The sequence below is a fragment of the Treponema sp. B152 genome (genome assembly GCF_024181665.1).
Taxonomy (GTDB): Bacteria; Spirochaetota; Spirochaetia; order Treponematales; family Treponemataceae; genus Treponema_B; species Treponema_B denticola.
In genome coordinates this window covers 134636-154927 of sequence record NZ_CP058668.1, presented here as the reverse complement: position 1 = coordinate 154927, position 20292 = coordinate 134636, and the positions used below count along the sequence as shown (strand labels likewise).

The 20292-nt window shown below is 36.6% G+C and carries 19 protein-coding genes; 9 read left to right on the top strand and 10 right to left on the bottom strand.

Features of this window, described 5'->3' with window-relative positions:
• Position 1: 1 nt before the first annotated feature.
• Entirely contained in the window at positions 2-871 is an 870-nt protein-coding gene (locus HYB91_RS00635; protein WP_002676112.1) for an ABC transporter ATP-binding protein, read from the bottom strand.
• A 17-nt stretch (positions 872-888) separates the two neighbouring features.
• Positions 889-1254, bottom strand: a complete 366-nt coding sequence (locus HYB91_RS00630; protein WP_002676113.1) for a GntR family transcriptional regulator — start codon at positions 1252-1254, stop codon at positions 889-891.
• A 113-nt stretch (positions 1255-1367) separates the two neighbouring features.
• Between HYB91_RS00630 and HYB91_RS00625 the strand changes: the two genes are divergently transcribed.
• From HYB91_RS00625 to HYB91_RS00590, 8 genes are all read left to right on the top strand, one after another.
• Complete coding sequence (locus HYB91_RS00625) at positions 1368-2363, top strand: ABC transporter ATP-binding protein (RefSeq protein ID WP_002676114.1); 996 nt, start codon at positions 1368-1370, stop codon at positions 2361-2363.
• Positions 2363-3118: an ABC transporter permease gene (locus HYB91_RS00620; RefSeq protein WP_002676116.1), complete on the top strand. Its 756-nt coding sequence runs from the start codon at positions 2363-2365 to the stop codon at positions 3116-3118. The genes HYB91_RS00625 and HYB91_RS00620 overlap by 1 nt, the downstream gene beginning before the upstream one ends.
• On the top strand, positions 3119-3892 hold the full coding sequence (locus HYB91_RS00615; RefSeq protein ID WP_002676118.1) for an ABC-2 family transporter protein: 774 nt from the start codon (positions 3119-3121) through the stop codon (positions 3890-3892). It abuts the gene before it with no gap.
• Between the two features lie 10 nt (positions 3893-3902).
• Positions 3903-5147: an MFS transporter gene (locus HYB91_RS00610; protein ID WP_002676119.1), complete on the top strand. Its 1245-nt coding sequence runs from the start codon at positions 3903-3905 to the stop codon at positions 5145-5147.
• A gap of 145 nt (positions 5148-5292) precedes the next feature.
• A complete protein-coding gene (locus tag HYB91_RS00605) occupies positions 5293-6048 on the top strand; it encodes a sirohydrochlorin cobaltochelatase (protein ID WP_002676120.1) in 756 nt (251 codons plus the stop codon).
• 1 nt (position 6049) lies between these two features.
• Positions 6050-6718: a precorrin-2 C(20)-methyltransferase gene (locus HYB91_RS00600; protein WP_002676121.1), complete on the top strand. Its 669-nt coding sequence runs from the start codon at positions 6050-6052 to the stop codon at positions 6716-6718.
• 3 nt (positions 6719-6721) lie between these two features.
• Positions 6722-8011: a cobyrinic acid a,c-diamide synthase CobB gene (locus HYB91_RS00595; RefSeq protein ID WP_002676122.1), complete on the top strand. Its 1290-nt coding sequence runs from the start codon at positions 6722-6724 to the stop codon at positions 8009-8011.
• Positions 8012-8077: 66 nt separating this feature from the next.
• Positions 8078-9331: an HD domain-containing phosphohydrolase gene (locus HYB91_RS00590; RefSeq protein WP_002673537.1), complete on the top strand. Its 1254-nt coding sequence runs from the start codon at positions 8078-8080 to the stop codon at positions 9329-9331.
• Positions 9332-9335: 4 nt separating this feature from the next.
• Here the strand turns inward: HYB91_RS00590 and HYB91_RS00585 are convergent, their stop codons facing one another.
• From HYB91_RS00585 to ileS, 4 genes are read right to left on the bottom strand one after another with little or no spacing between them, the layout of a single operon-like run.
• Positions 9336-9695, bottom strand: a complete 360-nt coding sequence (locus tag HYB91_RS00585; protein ID WP_002667147.1) for a zinc ribbon domain-containing protein — start codon at positions 9693-9695, stop codon at positions 9336-9338.
• Between the two features lie 6 nt (positions 9696-9701).
• Entirely contained in the window at positions 9702-9950 is a 249-nt protein-coding gene (locus HYB91_RS00580; protein ID WP_002667146.1) for an FmdB family zinc ribbon protein, read from the bottom strand.
• 14 nt (positions 9951-9964) lie between these two features.
• The gene (locus HYB91_RS00575) at positions 9965-10810 is read right to left on the bottom strand and encodes a hypothetical protein (RefSeq protein WP_252508168.1); all 846 of its coding nucleotides are present in this window, start codon (positions 10808-10810) and stop codon (positions 9965-9967) included.
• Positions 10794-14096 carry an isoleucine--tRNA ligase gene (ileS, locus tag HYB91_RS00570; protein WP_253719565.1) on the bottom strand — a complete coding sequence of 1101 codons (3303 nt, stop codon included), beginning with the start codon at positions 14094-14096 and terminating at the stop codon, positions 10794-10796. The genes HYB91_RS00575 and ileS overlap by 17 nt, the downstream gene beginning before the upstream one ends.
• A gap of 148 nt (positions 14097-14244) precedes the next feature.
• Between ileS and HYB91_RS00565 the strand changes: the two genes are divergently transcribed.
• On the top strand, positions 14245-15759 hold the full coding sequence (locus tag HYB91_RS00565; RefSeq protein WP_002676125.1) for an IMP dehydrogenase: 1515 nt from the start codon (positions 14245-14247) through the stop codon (positions 15757-15759).
• 105 nt (positions 15760-15864) lie between these two features.
• Here HYB91_RS00565 and HYB91_RS00560 read toward each other — a convergent pair whose 3' ends face one another.
• From HYB91_RS00560 to HYB91_RS00545, 4 genes are all read right to left on the bottom strand, one after another.
• Positions 15865-16596 (bottom strand): carbon-nitrogen hydrolase family protein, encoded by a 732-nt coding sequence (locus HYB91_RS00560; RefSeq protein WP_002676126.1) that lies wholly within the window; start codon positions 16594-16596, stop codon positions 15865-15867.
• A 150-nt stretch (positions 16597-16746) separates the two neighbouring features.
• Positions 16747-18267, bottom strand: a complete 1521-nt coding sequence (locus HYB91_RS00555) for a glycine hydroxymethyltransferase (RefSeq protein ID WP_002673531.1) — start codon at positions 18265-18267, stop codon at positions 16747-16749.
• A 94-nt stretch (positions 18268-18361) separates the two neighbouring features.
• Positions 18362-19144 (bottom strand): CDP-alcohol phosphatidyltransferase family protein, encoded by a 783-nt coding sequence (locus tag HYB91_RS00550; protein ID WP_002676127.1) that lies wholly within the window; start codon positions 19142-19144, stop codon positions 18362-18364.
• A gap of 23 nt (positions 19145-19167) precedes the next feature.
• The gene (locus tag HYB91_RS00545; RefSeq protein ID WP_002676128.1) at positions 19168-20235 is read right to left on the bottom strand and encodes an MraY family glycosyltransferase; all 1068 of its coding nucleotides are present in this window, start codon (positions 20233-20235) and stop codon (positions 19168-19170) included.
• Positions 20236-20292 lie beyond the last annotated feature (57 nt).

Sequence of the window (20292 nt, the reverse complement as noted above, 5' to 3'; positions counted from 1 at the left end):
TTTAGATTTTTCTCCTCGTATAAAAATACATAATATCTTCAAGACTTGCATCTTCGCAAACCATTCCGGTAAATTTTTGATTTCCCTTATCCGAAACCAAAACCTCATAAGCATAGTCGGTTTTTCTATAACCGATATAATCGTTACTATACAATGACTTAAAAGCTTTTTCGTCTATTTTTAAAAGCCCGTAATTTTTATTTATATTTTCTAAAGAAGAATCAAAAACTTTTTTACCCCCGCTTATAAAAATAATCTCATCGCAAATTTTTTCAAGCTCATTTGTTTGATGACTCGAAATTAAAACCGAATGATTTTCATCGAGCATAAAGTTTCTTAAAAGATCTAAAAATTCTTTTTTAGAAACAGGATCTAAAAAATTAAGAGGCTCATCTAAAATCAAAAGCTCCGCCCCGTGGGAGAGGGCTATAGCAATTTGAAGTTTTTGCATAGTTCCCGAAGACAAGGCAGTCAAAAATCTTGAAGGAGGAATTTTAAAATCGTTTAGATATTTTTCATAAAGCTCCTGATTCCAATTTTTATAAATTCCCGCTAAAAATTTTCCTGCCTTTTTAGCCGTATATAATGGTGAAAAGAAATTATCGTTTATAACAAAGCCTATCTTTTCCTTTATTTCTATATTCTCTCTTTTAAGCTCTTCACCAAAGAGAAAAATTTTTCCGCTTTCAGGCAAGTACATATCAAGAAGGAGGCGGATAAGAGTAGTTTTCCCTGCACCGTTTTCTCCTATCAAACCCGTAACGCAGCCCCTCGGAACCGAAAAAGAAATATCGTTTAACGAAAAAGCTTTTTTACCGCGTCCTATCGAAAATTTAAGTTTTTCGATTTTTAATACATCATCGGATATCATAAACACCCCCTATAAGCCTAATAAATACGCTTAAGAATTTCATATAGTTCCTCAGCATTTAGATTAATTTTTTTTGCTTGACCGCAAACTTCTTTTAATTTTTCTTCGATACTTTTTCTTATTGATTTTTCAATCTTTTTAAAATTTACATCAGCAACAAAATACCCCTTCGCAGGAACCGAATACAAAAAGCCTTCGCGAGCCAAGTCTTCATAAGACCGCTTTGTAGTGATGACGCTCACACGCAAAGATGCCGCCAAGGCCCTCATCGAAGGCATCGGCTCCTCTTTTTTTAAAGCACCCGATAAAATTTGATTTTTTATCTGTTCTGAAAGCTGCTCATAAAGAGGAATCCCCGAAGAATTATTCAAAAAAATATTCACTCTTACTCCGCCCCCTGTTATTCTGTATATATTAAATATATACAGAATAACACACTTTGTCAAGAGGGAACCTTGACATTTTTAATAATGTTTGTCATAATCTACCCTAAAGTATGATAGAACTTAAAAATATTGACAAAACATATAAAACACAGGAAAGAAGATTCGGCTTTTTAGGTATCGTAAAAGATATGTTTAAACCCGATTATTCTGAAGTTAAGGCTCTAACGGATATTTCCTTTAAGATTGGAAACAATGAAAATATTGCAATAGTCGGTAAAAACGGTTCGGGAAAATCGACTTTAATAAAAATTATTTCCGGTATTTTACGGCCTACGAGCGGAGAAATCTTATTCAATCACAAAAACATCTATGAAAATCAAAAAGAATACAAACGGAATATCGGCGTAATCTTCGGTCAAAGAAGCCAGCTCTATCAAAATATGATTTTTAGAGAATCCTTAGAGCTTTTTAGGCTTATCTATAAAATTGAAAAAAATGAAGCGACTAAAAGACTTAACACTCTTATTGATTTATTTAAACTTGAAAATCTTTTAAAAAAGCCGATTAGAGAAATGTCTTTAGGACAAAAAATGAAGTGCGAAATCGCTTTGGTTTTGTTTCATAATCCCCAAATCCTTCTTTTAGATGAGCCGACAATAGGCTTGGATCTTGAAGTAAAGGAACAATTTTATAATCTGATAAAAACTTATAAACAATCTAATGATATTATTCTAATTTTAATTTCCCATAATTCCGATGATATAATCAATCTATCGGAAAGATTATTGGTTTTAAACAACGGAAAATTACAAGAAGATATAAGAACACATGAATTTATAGAATCTTACAATAAGTCTAAAATTGTTACACTTTTGTATAAAAAGCATATTGATTTAACCGAAAAACTACAAAGCAATTTTAACATTATAGATAAAGATCTCCAAAAGAACAGTATTTCGTTTGAAGTTGACAAACAGATTACAATGGAAGAAATTTTTAATTCTTTAGATGATAAAGAAAATATTTATGATATAAAAATTGAAAATGAAGATTTCTCTAAAATTTTATTAAATTATTACAAGACTTATAAGGATAAAAAATCGTAATGAAATATTTATTTGGAATTATTTCTTTAAATATTAAACAGCACTTATATTTTAAAATATCGACTGTTTTTTCTATATTTTCCTTGTTGTTTTTATTTTTAATAAAATCTTCGGTTTGGTCTCAAATAGGAAATGTGGACTATATTTCTTATTTTGCAATTATAACTATAGTCGGTTCTTTTATCAGCGTAAATACGGATAGATATTTTCAAACGATTTATCAAACCGGTTCTATTTCTTTTCTTTTATTAAGACCGATTAATTTCGGCCTTAATATCTTTTTACAAGATTTTGCGGCAGCTCTTACAAGATTTATATTAAAATCCCTGCCCTTGCTTATAGTTTTAATTTTATTTTTTGATATAAATATCTATCACGGTATTGTAAATTTATGTTTGTTTATTTTTTCGATTTTTTGTGCATATTTATTTAATTGGTTTACGGCTTATATTATCGGTTTATGTGTATTTTTTTACAATAATAATGAAGGCTTTATTCAAATTAAAAATATTTTATTTTTATTTTTTTCAGGTGCATTGATTCCTTTTGATTTTTTTCCTGAAGTTTTACAAAAAATATTAAATTATTTACCGTTTAGAATACTGTATCAAATTCCTATTGAAGTTTTAAACAACAGCAATTTAAAATCATTTAATTTAATATCAAGGCAATTATATTGGATATTTTTTCTTTTGGTGTTTACCTATATTTTTCATAGAAGGGCAATAAAAAAAATAGAGATAATGGGCGGATAAATGAATTATTGTTATAAACTTTTGGTTTTAAAAATAAAAGAACAGCTTTCTTTTAAAAATGATTCTATTTTATGGTTAATTGTTAGAGTCTTAAATTCCATAATGGGAATATTGGTTCTTGTTTTTGTTTTTAACAAAACTCTTGAAATAAAAGGCTTTAATAGAGAAGAGTGTTTGCTGATTTATTCTTTATATACAATGTCAGTCGGTGTTTTTTATTGCTTTTTTGCTTGGACACTTTGGTATTCAAATACTTATATACTGCAAGGTAAATTAAGTTTGGTATTAAAACTTCCGGTTAATCCTTTTTTATATATTACCTTTGATAATTTTGCTCTATCCGAAGTTTTTGGAATTATTACCGGTTTATTAATCTTTATATATTCGGCTTATACCCTAAATTTAGGCATAATAACTATCTTATCTTTATTCTTATTTTTAAGTGCAGGAACTCTCGGTATTATCGGCATATTTTTGATAGTTTCATCTTTTTCTATAAAATATCCTAAAATAGAAGAAGCTTTTTCACCCTTAATGGATATGCTTGATTTTGCTCAATATCCCATATCTATTTATAGTGCGTTTATTCGGTTTATTTTAACCTATGTATTTCCCGTTTCAATGATAGCATTTTATCCTGCAGCTTTTAGTTTAAACAAATATTCATTTAGTATTAAGTTTATTCTTTTGCCGATATATTCCATAATTATATTTATAATCGGATATCTATTATTTATAAAAAGTATAAAAAAATATGAAGGAACAGGGTTTTAGGAGAAACACAATGAAGACATTTATGGTTATTTGGTTCGGACAATTTATTTCGATGTTAGGTTCGGCTCTTTCCGCCTTCGGACTCGGAATATGGATTTTTCAAAAAACGGGGAGTGCAGCATCTTTTGCAATGAGTGCAGTATGCACAGTCTTACCGGCTTTATTGTTTGCCCCTTTTGCAGGCTCAATTGCCGATAGAAAAAAACGTAAGGCTATTATTCTTCTTACCGACAGTATCGATGCCTTTTTAAAAATTTTAATAGTCACTCTTCTCATCTTTAACAAACTTGAACTCTGGATGGTCTACCCGTTGGTATTTATTTCAGGAACATTGGGTACATTTCAAAATCCGGCCTTTGGTGCATCTATCCCCATGCTTGTACCTATCGATAAGCTTACACGAGCTAACGGACTTTTACAATTTTCATCTGCAATACAAAATTTATTAGCTCCTGTTATCGCAGGCTTTTTATATCCGCTGATAGAATTAAAAGGATTATTTATCATCGACTTTGTTTCATTTTTTTTTGCTTTAGCTTCCATTGCTTTTATAAAAATTCCTCAGCCATTAATTGAAAAAACAAAGGACTCTTTAGTTTTAGCGGCTCTTAAAGATCTGAAATACGCATGGAAATATCTTATACAAAAAGAAGGCTTGATGCAGCTGATAGTTTTTTTTGCTTTTTTAAATTTTATTGCAAACCTTTCAATGATTTTGTTAGGACCGCTTATGATGAGTGTTTACAACTCTCAAGCTTACGGTAATGTACAAGCCGGCATAGGCCTTGCCATGCTTTTAGGAGGACTTTGTTCAAGCCTTATCCCCGATACTAAAAATAAAATAAAACGCATTCTTTTAATATTATCCTTGTGCAGCATAGGGCCTATAATTTCAGGAACAACACTCAACCGGATTATCATTACGGGCGGCTTTTTTATCTTTATGTTTCCCGTTCCATATGTAAACACCCTCCTCATGTCTATTTTTCAAATTAAGATAGAAAGAAATGTTTTAGGACGAGTCGGAGCCCTTATGACTGCCATTTTAGCGGCAATTACACCGATTGCATATCTATGTGCAGGCCCCCTTGCCGATTATGTTTTTGAACCTCTTATGAATGAAAAGGGCAGAGGTATAGGCCTCATCTTTATTATATCTGGAATCTTGCTGATTATAAGCTGTCTTCTCATGCGTTTAAACAAAACCGTAACAAGCATCGAAAAAAGGCTTCCTGATTATGTAGACAATAAATAAACATTCGAACACTCCCTCAATCGTAAAAATTTATATTAAAAATCAAGACCGGTTAAAGAGTTAAAATTCTTATCGGTCTTGATTTTTAAGTCCATTCTCATTATACTTGTTAGATAGTTGATTGAAAACAGCTAAAGGAAACAAAATGAAAAAGGCCATCGTAATTGCAAGTTTCGGTACAAGCTATGCCGAAACAAGAGAAAAAACTATTGATACTATCGAAAAAGAAGCAGCCGGCAGGTTTAAAGATTATGAAATTTTTAAAGCCTATACTTCAAACATGGTTAGAGCCATTCTTAAAAAAAGAGACTCCATCAATGTTGCATCTCCCAAGGAGATTATCCAAGAACTACAAGAAAAAGGCTTCTCCGAAATTTATATACAGCCCACGCACATAATTCCGGGAGAAGAATATGAAAAGTTGCAATTTGAAAATACGATTTTGGGTCAACCCCTCTTACATGAAAATGCAGACTTGGATGAAATTATAAAAGCTCTCGAATTAAAAAAGCCCGAAGATGATACGGCAATAGTTTTTATGGGACACGGTTCTTCACATGAGGCAGATAAATTCTACGAGATCATGCAAAATAAACTAAATTCTCAAGGCCTTGAAAATGTCTTAATAGGAACAGTTGAAGGCTCCGTAGAACTAAAAGATATCTTACCTATTCTTGCCGAACGCAAAATAAAAAAAATTGAGCTTTATCCTTTTATGATGGTTGCAGGCGACCATGCCCACAACGATATGGCCGGAGATGAAGAAGACAGCTGGTTCACCATTTTAAAAAATGAGGGCTACGAGGTTAATGCCAATCTAAAAGGCTTGGGCGAATATCCTATGATCCGCGAAATACTTTATAATTCTTTAGAAAATACAATCAATTGCCGTAGAGGTTAAAATGAAAAATATTTTCGCAGTAGGAACAGGTCCGGGCTCTCCGGAGTATCTTACACTACAGGCAGTAAAAACTCTTGAAAATGCAGACCTTATTTTTGCTCCCAACAATAAAGGAAAAAATATGGCCTTAGATACGGTAAAAGATTTTATAAAGAACAAAGAAGTTTTGTTTCTTGATTTTCCTATGGGCTTTGTATCTGAAGAAGACTATAAAATTCAAGCCGAAAAAATACTTAAAAAAACAAAAGAAGATTCGAATACCGTTATTTTAACTATAGGCGATCCTATGATATACAGCACATTTATTTACATGATGCCCTATTTTAAAATACCGGAAATCAATTTGCAAATTATTTCAGGAATTCCTTCTGCAGTGGCTGCTGCAGGAAGAGCACAAATTCCTCTTGCCGAAAAAGCTGAGGTGCTTACAATCACAGATCATTTAAATGAAGAAATTTTAAATTCATCTTCATCTATAGCTCTTTTAAAAACATCTAAACAAAAAAATCTTATATTAAAAGAATTTGAAAAAAACGGTTTTGACTATGTTTATATAAAAAGAGCAACAATGGAACATGAATCAATCCTCTCCAAAGATAAAAAAGAAAAAATTTTAGAAGACGAAGATTATATATCCTTAATCATCGCCCGAAAACAAAAAGGAAATTAGAAGATGAAAGGCATAATGATTTCTGCACCGAACAGCAATTCGGGGAAAACGGTAATTACAGCAGCTCTCCTTTATTCTTTAAAAAAAGAAGGCTTTGATATTTCCGCTTTTAAGACAGGCCCCGATCAGGTTGACCGCAAAATACTGGAAATCATTTCAGGCAAAAGAGCCGGAAACCTTGACCCCTTTATGATGGGTCAAAATGGAATGGAGTTTTCTCTCAATATTTCAAACTCGGAATATGCCCTTATTGAGGGAGTGATGGGCTGCTTCGACGGAATGGGGACTACCTCGGAAAATTCTTCCTTTGATACGGCAGAAAAAATCGGAGGCGATATTGTGTTGGTTTACTCACCGCAGGGCGAAATGTTTACGCTTATTCCAAAACTTAAAGGAATGATCGAATTTTCAAAAAACAGAATAAGGGGAATTATACTTAATAAACTCAACCCCAAACTTTTTCCTCTTTATAAAAAGATGATTGAGGATAATCTTAAACTGCAAGTCTTAGGCTTTTTTCCTAAAGTTTCCGAATTCGAAATTGAAGAATCAGGCCTCGGCCTCGACATAGATGAACGGTTAAAGGAAAAAAAATTTTTAGATGTTCTATATAAAATCGTAAAAGAAAATATAGACATTCAAAAACTTTTAAATTTATTTCAGCCTCTTAAAACAGACACCAAGATTGAAATAAAAAAAACGAATACACGCACTGCAATCGCAATGGATGAGGCCTTTAATTTATATTATTCCGAAAATATCTTTTTACTTGAAAACAGCACTGAGGTAAATTATTTTTCTCCCCTTAACGATACGGAGCTGCCTGACTGCGACTTTATATATCTCGGAAGCGGCCAAATAAATAAATACAAGGATGCTCTTTCTCAAAATATTAAAATAAAAACGGCAATCAAAAAATTTGCTGAAGACGGCGGAAAAATCCTAGCTGAAGGGGAAGGTCTATCCTATCTTTTTGAAGATCTTGACGGTTTTAAAATGTGCGGAATTTTTCAGGGTTCCGTTGAGAGCACAAGCACCCTGCAAAATTTCGGATATAAACAGCTTGAATTTATGCAGGACTGTATTTTAGGAAAAAAAGGGACACTCTTAAATGCAGCCGAATACCATAAATCAAAAGCAACAACTAAGCTTTCGCCCATTTTCACAGTTAAAAAACCCTACGCAAACATAAGTTTTAAAGATGCTTATGTATATAAAAACTGTTTAGGCCTTTTTCAAAATATCCATTTTATATATAATATTGAAAATCTTTATAACTTGATACAAAGTTAGATAGTAAATTTTATTTTTCTAAAAAAAATATAGACTTTTTCTTTATAATACAATATAATATAAGGTATGACAGAAAAAAATAAATATAAAGAACTGTCAAAGGAACAGATTCTAATCAAAATACTTGAAACGGAATCTTTGATACACAGTGTTCAAGACGTTGATGTTCTTTTAGAGCAAATACTTACCGAAGCCCGGAGTGTTGTAAATGCCGACGCCGGTTCAATATATATAGCTGAAGGGGACAGGCTTGCCATAAGGTACGCCCAGAACGACACCCTGCAAAAAAAACGTCCGGCAGGAACAAAACTTCCTTATATCTTTTTTGATTTTCCTATAGATAATTATACAATAGCCGGATATGCCGCAAATACAAAAAAACTTATAAATATTCCGGATGTTTACAATATCGATGCCGATAAGCCTTTTAAGTTCGGTAAAGCTACGGATGAAAAAACAGGCTATAAGACCGTTTCCAATTTAACCATTCCCATTCTTTCTATGTCGGGAATGCTCTTGGGAGTCCTTCAAGTCTTAAATGCTCTTGATAAATACGGCAAACCGAAAACCTTTTCCCATGATGATGAAATTTATCTAAGCCATTTTGCTTCAAATGCGGGAATTGCTCTTGAACATGCTTTTGTAACAAGGGCGATGGTTATGCGTATGATCAAAACGGCTGAACTACGCGATCCGAGAGAAACAGGAATGCATGTAAACAGGGTTGCAAATTATTCCGTTGAAATTTATGATAGGTGGGCATTTAATAACGGCATTCCTATGGCCGAACAAACAAAATACCGTGACTCTCTAAAAATTGCATCGATGCTTCATGATATTGGAAAAGTTGCAATTTCGGATCTGATTTTAAAAAAGGCCGGAAAATTAACCGACGAAGAATTCTCGGTTATGAAAACCCATACATGGCTGGGAGCCCGTTTGTTTAGTGGAAATGATTCCCCTCTTGATAAACTCTCAATGGAAATAGCTTTGCGGCATCACGAAAACTGGGACGGGACAGGCTACCCGGGACATATTGATATAGAAACGGGAGAAGCCCTAAAAACGGATAAAAAAACAGGATGTCCGCAAGGACTTAAAGGAGAAGAAATTCCTCTCGGCGCAAGAATTGTTGCAATAGCCGACGTCTACGACGCCCTTTCTTCAAAGCGTTCCTATAAAGACTCATGGACCGAAGAAGACATACTTAAAGAATTAAAAAAAATGAGCGGAAAGAAATTTGATCCGGAAATAGCAAAAGCCTTTTTTGAAGTGCTTGACAGAATCCAAGCAATTAAGGCCCATCTTGCAGATGAGTAGTTTTTTAAGTCTTAAAATAAAATATATAGATAATCAATAGAGCCAAAGAACCTATAACAAGACTGTAAATCCACCAAGGAAGCGGATCATCATATCTATTGGATTTATATTTTGCGCGGTATTCTTTTAGTTTATTCCTATGATATTTTTTTGTGTTCTTGTTAGAGTCGGAGCTTACGGCAAAACCGCAAGAGGGACATCCGTTTATAAATTCATCCGTATGCCCCATATAATTACAAGAAGGGCATCTTACCGAGGCAAAAAAACGTCCGCAGTGTGGACATACCTTTGTGTTCCGCTTTACCTCTTGCCCGCAGTTTTCACAAAAAAACTTAGGCGAATGCCCTTTTTGTACCTTGTCCATAAAATCCTAGTGCTTACATGTTGAGCATGAAGATGAAGAACAACCTGAACAGCCGCCTGATGCAGCTTTTGGAGCGGAAGAAGAATCGTTTACATAAAAACCCGATCCTCTAAAATTAATTCCCAAGCCGCCGGAAATAACTCTTCTTACAGGCTTACCGCACTCAGGGCAAACGGATACGGGTTCATCGCTCATTCTCTGAAAAACCTCAAAATCATGACCGCAAGAATCGCAGACATACTCATACGTTGGCATCTTTAAACTCCTAATTAGTAATTATATAAAGACTTTATTATTTCAATAATTCTAGATTCGGTAACGGATCTGTTTTCTATAATCAGCTTATTTTCTTCAAGTCTTACATCAGCCTTAAGCTGCTTTTTAAAAAACAATTTCAATAAAGAAGCCGTCATTATATTTTTTGTTTCGATACTCAAATCGTATAGATATTCATTTTCAACTTCCGGATTCTTCTTTAAGTACATTTCTATTACACCGACAGGAAGCCCAAGCTGAACTCCTATTATCTGTCCTAAAAAAAAGTCTCCGTTTGTTACAAATATCCCTATATCCTGCGAACCTGAATTAACAAGAGTACCAAAGCGTTCAGAAAACATGGCTTCTTCAGGCTTACTCAATTTGCCTAAAAAAACTTCCATATTTTGTCTATTATCAGGGCCCATAACAAGGCAGGCTATTTGAGGAGACGGAATTGAAATATCAACATAGGACGACTTATAATACTTATACTTCTCCTTTGTTTTTTTAGGCGCCCATCCGTTCTTCTTTTTAAAAATACTGTCCGTCATTCCGTAAGGATATTTTCCTGTAGCGCAAATCCTAATTTCAGTAAGCCTGTCTTTTACAAAAACCCCTGAATATACGGCTGTAGTCCGGCTCAAGGCCTGCTTCATGGACTCTCCGCCGACGGAAGTCAAAATAGGCTCCGCTATTTTTTTATTTTTCTCGATAGGCATATAAATATACATATCGGCATCATCGCCTATCATGCCGAAGGGTCTTACAATCCCCGGAAGAGGCGGTGCGGTTTTACATGAAGCAAAAACCAAAATAACAATGAGTGCAGCAAGGGTATTTCTAATTATTCTTTTCAATTCCAATCTCCCATTCATAATCGCCGGCTTCAACAAGGCTTGTTTTAATGGAACCGAGCTTTGTCAATTCTCCGGTTTTAAGCCAAGAAGATTGCACAGTCAAGGTTTCATCACAAACATAGTCCTTAAAAAGCTCAAAAGCTTTTTCCAACTCTTTATTATCGGCATTTTTTTGAGAGGCTGAAAGATAAAGTTTAATTCTATCGGTAACATCAAGCCCGCATTCCTTACGCAAGGTCTGAATACCCCTTACCAAGTCCCTGATATAACCTTCCATTAAAAGTTCTTCTGTCAGCTCGGTATTAAGGCCTACGGTTAAGGTTCCTTCATTTACTATTTTTAAAGAAGCCTTTTCGATTCTATTTATCACAATCTTATCGGCGGTTATTTCTACCGATTTTCCTTCGATGTCGATACTTAAAGTAGCACCCTCCATTATGTTTTGGATTTCACTTGAATTCATCTGTTCAATTATGGCAGCAGCCTTTTTCATAAGGGGGCCTAATTCTTTTCCGAGAATTTTAAAATTGGCCTTGGCCGAATATTCTACAAGCTCATCCTCTTTTTCGTGGAAGATAACCTCTTTAACATTGAGCTCCTCGATTATACTTTCTTCCATTTCCAAAAGAACTCTTTTCTCTTCGGGATTGAGGGTTACTATCTCTACGGCCTTTAAGGGCTGCCTTATCTTTAAGTTAAACTGATAACGCAGGGACCTTCCCATTGAAACAGCTTTTTGAACCGTCTTCATCTTAAATTCAAGTTCACTGTTTCTTATCTTTTCGTTGTACTCGGGGTAGTCTGCAAGATGGATAGAAAGAGCATCTTTTTCGGTCCGCAAATTCTGCCAAATGCTTTCCGTAATAAACGGCACTACCGGAGCTGCAACAAGAGAAAATTTCTTTAAGGCACGGTAGAGGGTCTCGTAGGCTTGAGCCTTGTCCCCGTCATTTTCGCTTTTCCAAAAGCGGCGGCGGGAACGGCGGATATACCAGTTGTTTAAAAGGTCAATATATTCAACCATCGGCGGGATAGCTTGTGATAGATCATATTTGTCGAGTGCTTCCGTTACATCGGCAACAAGCTTTTCGGTTACCGATAAAATCCACAAGTCTAAGGGATTATTAAGCTTACTTAAAAAGCTTTCTACCCCCTCATCCTTTCCGTCAACCTTTGCATTATGAGGAGGCTTTACTCCGTCGATATTGGCATAGGTTATATAGAAACTGTAGCTGTTCCAAAAAGGAATTAAGATTCCTTTAAGAACATCACGCACACCTTCATCCGAATATTTTAAGTCGTCAGCCTTTACAACATTTGAGTTCATCAAAAAGAGGCGGAGGGCATCAGCACCGAATTGTTTTATAACCTCGTTGGGATCGGTGTAGTTGCGTAAGGACTTTGACATCTTCTTACCGTCCTCGGCAAGCACAAGGCCGTTTACGATACAGTTTTTAAAGGCCGGCTCATCAAAAAGAGCTGCCGCTAAAATCGTTAAAGTATAAAACCATCCGCGGGTCTGATCCAAGCCTTCTGAAATAAAATCGGCCGGAAAGTTTTTTTCAAAGTGTTCTTTGTTTTCAAAAGGATAGTGCTGCTGAGCATAGGGCATCGAACCCGACTCAAACCAGCAGTCCAAAACTTCAGGCACACGCTTCATCGTTCCGCCGCATTTTTTACAGGGAATACTTATCTTATCGACAAAGTGCTTGTGCATATCTTCAGGGAATACGCCTGAAAGCTCTTTTAATTCCTCCCTACTTCCCACACAAATTGTTTCGCCGCAATCGGGGCATTTCCAAATAGGAATGGGGTTTCCCCAATATCGGTTTCGGCTGATAGCCCAGTCTCGGGCACCCTCAAGCCACTTTCCGAAGCGGCCTGTTTTTATATGATCGGGCTGCCAATTTATTTTTGAGTTAGCATTAAGAAGCTTATCCTTTATCTTTGTAACCGAAACAAACCAGCTTGCAACGGCCCTGTATATCAATGGGCTTGAGCATCTCCAGCAATGCGGATAGGAGTGTAAAATCTGAGCCTTCTTAAAGAGCTTACCTTCGGTTTTTAACCTTTCCATAATTTGCTTGTCTGCATCTTTTACAAAAAGGCCTTGGTAGTCGGAAACTTCGTGAGTGAATTTACATTCGGCATCGACAGGACAAACGGTCGGAACTCCCGTATCTTTAAATATCCTGTTATCGTCTTCACCGAAGCCGGGAGCCGTGTGAACAATTCCCGTTCCGTCCTCGGTTGTAACAAAGTCGCCTATCAAAACCCTAAAGGCACCCTGCCCCGCTTCAGCATTTTTTCCGTTTTCATCGGCAGCGAGGTTTTTAAAATAAGGAAAGAGGGGCTCATACCTTAAACCTTCAAGTTCTGCTCCCTTCTTTGTCCAAATCAGCTTATACTCTTTTGCTTCTTCTTTTCCGCTCTTTGCAAAATAGGCTTCAAGCCGAGGCACGGCCATTATATAGTGAGCTCCGTCATATTCTATTAAGGCATAGTCGATATCCGCACCCACAGCAAGACCGAGGTTACTCGGCAGGGTCCAAGGAGTGGTTGTCCATGCCAAAAGATAGGTATCGGAAGGAAGATCGTTTTTTCCCTCAAAGGCCTTGCCTGCAGGAGAGTTTTTTACAGGCGAAAGAGTCTTAAAGCGTACTGTTATTGCAGGGTCGTGGACATCCTTATAGCCGCCCAAGTTAAGCTCATGGTTTGAAAGCACCGTAGAACACCTCGGACAATAAGGGAGAATATAGTAGCCCTCATACAATAGACCTTTTTCCCAAAGACTTTTCATTACCCACCAAATGGATTCCATAAAGGCCGGTTCCATGGTCTTATAATCGTTTTCAAAGTCAACCCAGCGGCCTAAGCGTGTAATCGTTTGTTTCCATTCTTTTACATAACGCAAAACGCTTGCACGGCAGGCTTCGTTAAATTTATCTATACCGTATTTTTCTATATCGGTTTTTGAATTAAGCCCAAGTTCTTTTTCGATTAGATTTTCAACGGGAAGACCGTGGCAGTCCCACCCGAAGCGGCGTTCAACCCTAAAGCCCTTCATTGTTTTATATCGCGGAATAATATCCTTAATTGTTCCGGGAACAAAGTGGCCGAAGTGAGGCAGCCCTGTGGCAAATGGCGGGCCGTCAAAAAAAATATAATTATCCCGTCCGTCACGTGATGAAACGGACTTTTTAAATACATCGTTTTTTTCCCAAAATTTTAAGACATCTTCTTCTTGTTTTGCAAAATCAACCTTAGGGTCTACAGGTTTATACATTAAAAACTCCAAAATAAAAAATTATAGTTAAGAATTATACTATTTTTTTTTAAATTGTACAACGCCTCCGACAACCTAAAAAATTCAAAGTCCTTGATTTTTTTTCAAAAAAATTATAGTATTAAGAAATTTATTTTTGAGGTGATCTATGGCTTTTTTTTATGATGAACCTTCGCATACATTCAGCGAATATTTATTGGTCCCGCGTCTTTCGGGAGTCGAGCACATTCCTCAGGCGGTTTCTCTTAAAACGCCTTTAACAAAATATAAAAAAGGTAAAAAGCCTAAAATCAGTTTAAATATTCCTCTTGTTTCTTCGATTATGCAGTCTGTTTCAGATCATAATATGGCTGTTGCGCTTGCACGGGAAGGAGGCCTTTCCTTTATCTTCGGCTCGCAATCAGTTGAAAGTGAAGCTAAGATGGTCACAAAAGTAAAAAACTATAGGGCAGGTTTTGTCGAAAGCGATTCAAACCTCACACCTGAGCATCATTTAAGCGATGTTTTAGACTTAAAGGATAGAACCGACCACACTACCGTTGCCGTAACCCATGACGGGACAGGACACGGGAAACTCTTAGGTGTAGTTACAGGCAGGGATTACCGCATAGGCCATACCGATTTAAATACAAAGGTAAAAGAATTTATGACGCCTATCGAACGCCTCCATGTTGCCGAAGAAGGAATCAGCTTAAAAAAGGCCCAAGACATTATCTGGGAATTTAAGCTTAATTCGCTTCCGATTCTTGATAAAAAAGGCTGTCTTGTTGCCTTTGTTTTTAGGAAAGATTATGAAAGCAATACGGAAAACCCGCTCGAACTTCTTGATGAAAAAAAACGCTACATGGTAGGAGCCGGTATAAATACAAGAGACTATGAAGAACGCGTTCCCGCCCTTGTGGAAGCGGGAGCCGATGTACTTTGTATAGATTCATCAGACGGCTTTAGCGATTGGCAAAAGCAAACCATTAAATTTGTAAAAGAAAAATACGGGGATTCAATTCCCATAGGAGCCGGCAATGTTGTAGATGCCGACGGCTTTAATTTTTTAGCGGATGCGGGAGCCGATTTTATAAAGGTCGGAATAGGAGGCGGTTCAATCTGTATTACCCGTGAGACAAAGGGGATAGGAAGAGGTCAAGCCACTGCCCTAATAGAGGTTGCCAAGGCCCGGGATGAATATTTTAAAAAGAAAGGTGTTTATATTCCTATCTGCTCCGACGGCGGAATCGTTTTTGATTACCACATAACCCTAGCCCTAGCTATGGGAAGCGACTTCTGTATGCTCGGACGCTACTTTGCACGCTTTGACGAAAGCCCTACCAACAAGGTATTGATTAACGGAAACTATATGAAAGAATACTGGGGCGAAGGTTCTGCGAGGGCAAGGAACTGGCAGCGATACGATTCGGGCGGGGAGAAAAAGCTTTCTTTTGAAGAGGGTGTAGACTCCTACGTTCCCTATGCAGGAAAACTCCACGACAATGTTGCGGTAACCTTAAATAAGATACGCTCAACAATGTGTAATTGCGGAGTTTTAAGCATTCCGGAATTCCAGCGTGACGCAAAAATAACATTAGTTTCTTCGGCAAGTATCATTGAAGGAGGCCCTCACGATGTCGTCTTAAAAGACATGAGCCATTCTTCCAGCTCAAATTATTAAGTAGAAAGCCGCTCCAATTATTAAGTAAAGAGCCGCTCAAATTATTAATTAAAGAGCCGCTCAAATTACTAATTAAAGAGCGGCTTATATTTTTCCAATGTCATGTTAAATTTCGTATAACAAAAAGCCTGTTTCGCCCATAGGTATTTCTTTTATAAGTTTACCCTGATGCCAAACAAAGGCGCCTCCTCCTATAGCCTTAGCATTTTCATTTACAAGGGAGTTTATAAATAAAACCGGTTTATCGAGGATTGCAGTTCTTTCGGCGTAGGCAGCGGCTTCACCGTTTTTCCATTCTTCCTTTGTATAACCGCAAAATACCGGCCATAAAAAGGCATCGGGATTGAGGCTTATAATAGGCTCTAAAAGATTATCTTCCCATAAGTCCCCGCAGATAAAAACGGCAAGGCGCTTACCCTCAAAATCAAACTCAAAAAACTCTTTTCCTTCCCGATAGTCGGCACAGGTACCTTCAATTCGCCAGCCTTGGGAAACTCTTTTATAAAGGCAAAGCATTTCTCCGTTTTTTCCTACTATCATGTAGGAGCTGAAAATAGCACCATGGTCGTTTTCGATAAAGCCGAAACCTATGGCTGTTTTTTCTTTTTGGGCAATTGAACGAATCTTTGCAATGGGTTCCGAGTTTATTTGAAGAGCCGTCAAAATATCTTTTTTATATTCAAAACAAAGAGAATAAAAGCCCTGTAAAAAACTTTCTCCAAAGAGAAGAAGATCGGGCTTTTCAGACCTTGTTTTTTCTATAAAGCCTTCAATTTGCGATATATTAAAATCAATATCATTGTTTTTATTTTCCGATGCACAAAGTCCGATTTTCATACTTTCCTCCCATACACTAACGATAAACAGTGAAGCTGAATTTATGCCGAACTGTTTATCCATCCTCCATCATTTCAGTAAATAAAAAAAGGGGCATCCGATATAAAGCAAAAACCTTCCGGAGCCCCTTATCTCAATTAAAAGATATTTTTAGCAATAAACGCTCTTTAAATAGTCCAAATCCAATTCGGGATAAAGAACAAATTTATGTAAAAGAGCATCTACTTCTTTTTGTATCTCTGCTTTTACGGCGGGGTCTACAACTACATTAGCCTTGCTGGGAGCTCCGCTCTTTGTTACACCCGGCTTTGAAGCTTTTAATACCCTGTCTATAATTGAAGCAATCTGCTTCATTTCGGGTTTTCCCATTCCAAGACTTGTTACGGCAGGAGTTCCTACGCGTAGACCGCTTGTCCACCAGGGGCCGTTCGGATCAAAGGGCAAGCTGTTTCTGTTAAGGGTTACACCGCACTCAGACATTGCAGTTTCTGCTTGGCGGCCGTTTAAGCCGTATTTTGTTACATTAATCAGCATTAAGTGATTGTCTGTTCCGTTTGTCTGGAGCTTCATACCGAGCTTCATACATTCTTCAGCGAGGGCGACAGCATTGTCTCTTACCTTGTGGGCATAGTCTTGATATTCCTTGCTGCTTGCTTCGCGGAAGGCAACGGCCTTTGCAGCCATAACATGAGGAAGAGGTCCGCCGATTACAAGGGGGCATCCCTTATCAACGAATTCTGCAAATTCTTTTTTACAAAGAATCATAGCACCGCGGGGGCCTCGAAGAGTTTTGTGGGTTGTAGTTGTTACAACATCAGCCCAAAGAACAGGGTTGTATTCGCCCTCAAAAACCTTTCCTGCAACAAGACCGGCAAAGTGGGCCATATCAACCATTAAGACGGCTCCGCATTTATCCGCAATTTCTCTAAATTTCTTAAAGTTAATCTTTCGGGGATAGGCACTGTATCCGGCCAAAAGAATCAAGGGCTTTTCTTCCATTGCTCTTTTTTCGATTTCGGCATAATCAAGCTCACCGGTTTCTTTATTTACCGTATATGAGCATGTTCTAAACATTTTTGAAGAAACGTTTTGAACATAGCCGTGGGTAAGGTGTCCGCCCGAATAGTAATCCAAGCCCATAAGTTTTTGATTTCCAAGAGCATGGCGTAATTCTTCCCACTCCTCATGGCTCAAACCTTCAAGGTTCATCTTTTTAACCTTTCCGTCTACAACCGTCTCAAATTTCTTTAAGAAGGGCTCTTCAACCTTGGCATTTAAGATAGCCCAATAAGCTACGATATTTGCATCAGCTCCGGAGTGAGGCTGAACATAGGCATGTTCGGCTCCAAATATTTTACATGCTTCTTCGCAAGCAGCCATTTCAACGGCATCGACGTTTTCGCATCCTCCGTAATATCTGTGTTCGGGGAAACCTTCTGCATACTTATCGGTAAGCAGGTTCCCCATAGCAGCTTGAACTGCCAATGAAGAATAGTTTTCGCTTGCGATAAGTTTTAAGTGACTTCGCTGATTTTCTATTTCTTTTACAATGCTTGATGCAACTTCAGGGTACACGGAGGCAACCTGATCCAAATTGGCCAAATATGCAACCATAGCTAACTTTGCATTTGAGCCTTCTCTCTCAAGGTATTTCTTCAAACCTTCTTTCATTTTATAACTCCTATCAAAACTGTGTTTGTATACTATAACTTCGATATTATAACAATTTATAAAATTATATTCTAGTCTTTTTTAGTATTGATATCTAAGTTTCTATGTCTCTTTTGCGGTATTTTTTATAATGCTCATAGAAAATAAATATCTTTTCAAACAAAAATACAAAAATAATAAAGCCGCAGGAATATTCTCCTATTAAAAATAATTGTTTAAAGTTATAAAAGAAAGGAACAAAAAATTGCAGCATCTTGAGGCTGTAAAGAATCATAGTCGCCGCTATCGTTATTTTACCGCCCCTTGTAGATTTTATTTCGACCGGAAATTTTAATAACATAAAAAAAAGCATTCCCAAAGCTTGAAACATTAATCTTATAAAAATCAAATAGAAAAACCAATTAGGCAATAGCCCCAGTTGATAGTATACAATTGAAACAAGAGCAAGCAGGGAATAATCACTCATGGAATCCAGCATACGCCCGATCCTTGTTTCTTGATTAAATTTACGGGCTATAAAGCCGTCAAAAAAGTCCGTCAAAAAAACCAAGATTAAAACAACAGCCAAGATTATTTTTATCTGTTCTATCGAATTCTGCTTTAAAAGAAAGGCTATTAAAGGGACAGAGCTTATTCGCAGCAGGGTAATCCCATTTGCAAGATTAACTTTCTCAAGCATAAGATTAGTCCCAACATTTATAAAATCTCCTTTGTATAGAATCAAAAAAAACAAAAGTAACGAATGCCAGAGAGTTATATGTATTAAAAATGCACTAAAAATCTCGGTATCCGTATTAAATATCTTATAAATTGCAAAAACAGCTGAACACTGGAACAGCCAAAAAAGTAAAACCAATCTGCCGATTTTTTTTTCCATAATTAAAGAAACAACTCCGCATTCTATTTTTTATTTATAATTTTTTCTTTTTCATAATGAATCAACGTAAAAAATAATAATCCTACAAGTATGAGCCCTATCAAAACAACCAGAGCACGAACTCCTTGCAAGATTATAGCCATTCCGGCAAAAAGGTTTATTATGAGCTGCAATATCATAAAAACACTCAATGCCCCTCTAGGGCTAAAACCTATAAGCATAAGTTTATGATGAAGATGAAATTTATCTCCCTCACCTATAGGACGTTTTTCCCTTACTCTGCGCCATATCGCCGCAACCGTATCGAATATGGGCAGCATTAATATCACGGATGCAAATTGTATACCTGCAGCCTCATATCCTTCGGGCGACGGAATAAGAGGTAAAATTGCCAACACAAAGCCCAAAATTTGTGAGCCGCAGTCTCCCATAAAAATCTTTGCACTGGGCCGTGATAAATTGAAAAATAAAAAGCCTACGACTGAGAATGCAAGTATAAGCACACGGAATATGATTATAGGACTTATCCCAATCGAATAATAAATTGCAGCATATGTTAAGAGAACGGAAACGCCTAAGCATCCTGCTTGCCCGTCAATTCCGTCAACAAGATTTATTGCATTGGTTATTCCTATTATCCACAAAAAAGTTATTACATATGTTTCCGGCCCCATATACCAGAAAAAACCGATGGGCCCAAAACTTATTTTTTTAAATGTATATCCTCCGTATAAGACTATTATAGCGGCACAAGATTGAACCAATAGCTTAAAAATAGCTCTCCAATTTTTTATATCATCCCATAATCCCATTATAAAAATAAGCAAGCAGCCCAAGGCGATATAAAAGAAATTTAAGTGCAATAGTCTCAATTCAGGAAAGCGGAAATGTAAGATGAGACTTGAAATTATATAAGCAAAGCCGAAACCTACTCCTCCTATCCTCGGAATATTACCGGAATGTATCTTTCGCCCGCCTGTTTTGTCATATAGATTATGTTTCTTTGAAAATAGAATAGCCAGATATACAAAAAAAGCAGATAGCGCACAAGGTATAGCTATTATATATAAAATAAACTGAATTGCTGTCAAATTTCATACACTCCTTAAAATCACACGGCGACATTATACATCAATAAAGCTAAATTA

Excerpts from the sequence above, each read along its gene's own strand:
- HYB91_RS00635 (WP_002676112.1), bottom strand. The coding sequence starts at position 871 with ATGATATCCGATGATGTATTAAAAATCGAAAAACTTAAATTTTCGATA.
- HYB91_RS00625 (WP_002676114.1), top strand. The coding sequence starts at position 1,368 with ATGATAGAACTTAAAAATATTGACAAAACATATAAAACACAGGAAAGA.
- HYB91_RS00620 (WP_002676116.1), top strand. The coding sequence starts at position 2,363 with ATGAAATATTTATTTGGAATTATTTCTTTAAATATTAAACAGCACTTA.
- HYB91_RS00615 (WP_002676118.1), top strand. The coding sequence starts at position 3,119 with ATGAATTATTGTTATAAACTTTTGGTTTTAAAAATAAAAGAACAGCTT.
- HYB91_RS00610 (WP_002676119.1), top strand. The coding sequence starts at position 3,903 with ATGAAGACATTTATGGTTATTTGGTTCGGACAATTTATTTCGATGTTA.
- HYB91_RS00605 (WP_002676120.1), top strand. The coding sequence starts at position 5,293 with ATGAAAAAGGCCATCGTAATTGCAAGTTTCGGTACAAGCTATGCCGAA.
- HYB91_RS00600 (WP_002676121.1), top strand. The coding sequence starts at position 6,050 with ATGAAAAATATTTTCGCAGTAGGAACAGGTCCGGGCTCTCCGGAGTAT.
- HYB91_RS00595 (WP_002676122.1), top strand. The coding sequence starts at position 6,722 with ATGAAAGGCATAATGATTTCTGCACCGAACAGCAATTCGGGGAAAACG.
- HYB91_RS00590 (WP_002673537.1), top strand. The coding sequence starts at position 8,078 with ATGACAGAAAAAAATAAATATAAAGAACTGTCAAAGGAACAGATTCTA.
- HYB91_RS00585 (WP_002667147.1), bottom strand. The coding sequence starts at position 9,695 with ATGGACAAGGTACAAAAAGGGCATTCGCCTAAGTTTTTTTGTGAAAAC.
- HYB91_RS00580 (WP_002667146.1), bottom strand. The coding sequence starts at position 9,950 with ATGCCAACGTATGAGTATGTCTGCGATTCTTGCGGTCATGATTTTGAG.
- ileS (WP_253719565.1), bottom strand. The coding sequence starts at position 14,096 with ATGTATAAACCTGTAGACCCTAAGGTTGATTTTGCAAAACAAGAAGAA.
- HYB91_RS00565 (WP_002676125.1), top strand. The coding sequence starts at position 14,245 with ATGGCTTTTTTTTATGATGAACCTTCGCATACATTCAGCGAATATTTA.
- HYB91_RS00560 (WP_002676126.1), bottom strand. The coding sequence starts at position 16,596 with ATGAAAATCGGACTTTGTGCATCGGAAAATAAAAACAATGATATTGAT.
- HYB91_RS00555 (WP_002673531.1), bottom strand. The coding sequence starts at position 18,267 with ATGAAAGAAGGTTTGAAGAAATACCTTGAGAGAGAAGGCTCAAATGCA.
- HYB91_RS00550 (WP_002676127.1), bottom strand. The coding sequence starts at position 19,144 with ATGGAAAAAAAAATCGGCAGATTGGTTTTACTTTTTTGGCTGTTCCAG.